3 protein-coding genes are annotated in these 2,886 nt (G+C 50.0%); 1 reads left to right on the top strand and 2 read right to left on the bottom strand.

Features of this window, described 5'->3' with window-relative positions; translation table 11 throughout:
- Together HWQ67_RS15515 and HWQ67_RS15510 are read right to left on the bottom strand one after the other, a co-directional pair.
- A partial coding sequence (locus HWQ67_RS15515) for a response regulator (RefSeq protein WP_218253593.1) occupies nt 1-1,463 on the bottom strand: 1,463 nt, incomplete at its 3' end.
- A 234-nt stretch (nt 1,464-1,697) separates the two neighbouring features.
- Nucleotides 1,698-1,979 carry a hypothetical protein gene (locus HWQ67_RS15510; protein WP_218253592.1) on the bottom strand — a complete coding sequence of 94 codons (282 nt, stop codon included), beginning with the start codon at nt 1,977-1,979 and terminating at the stop codon, nt 1,698-1,700.
- Between the two features lie 173 nt (nt 1,980-2,152).
- Here HWQ67_RS15510 and HWQ67_RS15505 point away from each other — a divergent pair.
- Nucleotides 2,153-2,886: TIGR01212 family radical SAM protein (locus HWQ67_RS15505; protein ID WP_218253591.1), on the top strand; the 734-nt coding region annotated here is incomplete at its 3' end.

The raw sequence follows: 2,886 nt of genomic DNA, 5'->3' as shown, positions 1-2,886 counted from the left end.
TACCGGCCAACAAAGACCTTGTGCATGGCAACGTCCTGCCCCGGCTGTGGCGGAAACTCCTTGACATAGACACTGTAGCCTTCCTTCTTGAGAGATTCCTTCAGACGCTGGGCATTTGAGGGGTCTGCAAACGAACCCAACTGTATCGTGTAGGCCTCCTGGGCGGTATCGACGGGTTGCTCGGGGGCTTGTACCTGCCGAGGCTCTTTTACGGGTTTGGCCGCTTTATGGGGCTTTGGCTCTTTGGCAACGACAGTCTTGTCCTTAGGCCTTGGCTTATCCTGGGACTTATTCTGGGGCTTGTCTTTATGCTCGGGGACTATCTTTGGAGGTTTTTGGGTATGACGTTGCTGTTGTACGGGTGGTGTTTTTGCCTCTTGGGATTCAACGTACTCGGGCGTAATGTGTTGCTGATTTGGTGGCTCCGGCGTAACCCGATTCAACGGCTCCGGCGTTGCAACAACGGGTGCAGGTGTAACGACAACCACCGGAGGTTGCTGCTGCGTGGGTTTTGCAACCGGCACGATGGGCTGCGGGGTTGATTTTTGTGCGATAAGCGGTTTTTTGTCCTTTGCAGGTCCGTCCTTAACTACAAACATATACACCACGCCCAGTAGTACCACAAAAACCGCCGTCGTTATACCGGCAATGAGTCTCTTCCTTTTGGCGTTTTTCTCCTTCAGCGACCGTATAAACTCCTCCTCATCGTGTTCCAGCGTGGTGATGTCCTCTGCGTAGTCTTTATTTTGACGATTGATCTCTTCCTCAAAGTCGAACCTCTCCCTCTTCTGTCGTAGAGCGGCAAGTCTGGGGTTTTCTTCAAACTCAGGGGTATCCTCTGCCGACTCTGCTGCGAAGGTTTGCGTGTCCTGTCCAAAACCCTCTGCATCCTGGGCATCCCGGTCGTTCTGGTACGATACCTCCTCCAGTTCAAACAGTCCGGCCTTTTCACGATGCCCAAAGGAGTCATCTTCCCGGGGTTGAACCTCCTCCTCTTCCTGCTCCTGCCCATATTGAGGTAGTGGTCGCGACGCTTTTTCTGTGACCACACCGTCAATGTCAGGGTCGTAGGGGGCCGTTTCGTTGAGCATGTCGTTTGCGTCTATGATGTGGGTTCTGGTCTTTTCCAGGAGGTCTTCCCGCTCTACGGGTATCCTTACGGTATCGACTATTTTGTAGATGGTCCTGTACCTGTCATCGTATCGCTTGTCTATTTCGGTGAGCATGATAAAGGGGATGTCCGGGTGCGTGCTCCGGATGTCTCTGATGATCTCATACCCGCTGGCGTCCATCAGCATGGACTTAACAAAGATCAGCCCGGGCGGATTCTTCTTCACCTGCACCACCGACTCAGCCTTGGTCGTGGTGCTGTAAACTGTATAACCTTCTTGTCTTAGTATCTCGCTTATTTGTTGGGAGTTATTCTTATCATCATCTATGACGATAATGCTACTGTCACTCATAAAATCACTCCTTCGTAATATAAATATCCTATAGTATTTATGTTTTGATTCAAATAAAGCAAGCCCCCCTGATCCGTAGCAAAATTACGTATACTGATCGGATTCGAGTTTTTTCGGGTATGATATTTGATCGACAAAATAAGGGGGTCATGGGGACTGGTCCCCTTGCGGGGGGTTCTGAAGGGGGGCGGAGCCGCCCCTTTCTTTCTTCTATTCAGGCACTTACTCACCCCGCTACTTGCGTGAGTCCCTGATTTCACGTATAATAACCCTCGGCAGATAGTACAGCAACTCAAGGGTGCCGAAATCCACGAGCAGGGCAATAAAGAAATATCGCCTTATGTCCGGAATAAACAAGATTCCAATGCCAATAAACAACGCACCCAGCAAAGGTACGGCTGAAATAAAACGCTTGCTTGTCATACGTCTTATGAGTATCAGCCAGTTACCTATGCTGATTAATGCACCTATAACAATCAAGGCTATCCCTGAGCCTGTATGCGCATCTATTTTCATCGCAACGACCAAAGTCCGCAACCAGGGCAACAAAACAGCCCTGTCTGTCTCCAAAATATTATAGCATATTTCGCCTTGATTGAATGCAAAATACCCTTGCCGTAAAAAAATCCTCCGGAGGGCAAATCAGGCGTGTTTGACATATACAGAGCCAAAGGTGGATAATCAAATATATGCAACAGTGGAGTAACTCTTTTGGTTCATACATGCGGCAGAGGTTTGGCGAAATCGTTTACAAGGTAAACGTAGATGCCGGTTTTACGTGCCCCAACAGGGACGGCAAGGTTGCCTACGGTGGCTGCATCTACTGTAACAACGACAGCTTCAGGCCCTCCGCCTGTCAGCCAAGCGTGAGCATCAAGGACCAGGTGAGCACCGGTATCGTCTACCTCAAGCGCAGATACAAGGCAAAGCGGTTTATCGTGTACTTCCAGCCGTTTACCAACACCTATGCCGATGTCGCAGCCCTTGCAATCATGTACAATGACGCCCTTGCACACCCCGACGTCATCGGCCTTGCCATCGGCACCAGACCCGATACCATCGACGAACAAAAGGTTGACCTCCTGAGCCATATATCAAAGACCCACTTCGTGCTGGTGGAGTATGGCCTGCAATCGATCTACGACAAGAGCCTGTTGTACATCAACAGGGGACACGACTACAAGTGTTTCCTCGATGCCATTGATATCACCAAGGACAGGGGAATCGACATCGGCGCACACCTTATTGTTGGTTTGCCTACGGAGACCATTGAAGAGATGCTCTGCATGGCCGATGAGATATCGTCGCTGCCCGTGGGGTTTGTCAAGATACACCAGTTGCAGGTTGTAAAAAACACCAGGATGGCCGATATATACAACGAAAACCCCTTCTACGTCTTTAACTACCAAGATTACCTGGACTT

Origin of the sequence: Candidatus Magnetobacterium casense (assembly GCF_019173545.1) — a bacterium.
Lineage (GTDB): Bacteria > Nitrospirota > Thermodesulfovibrionia > Thermodesulfovibrionales > Magnetobacteriaceae > Magnetobacterium > Magnetobacterium cryptolimnobacter.
This window is presented reverse-complemented; position numbering and strand designations above follow the sequence as displayed.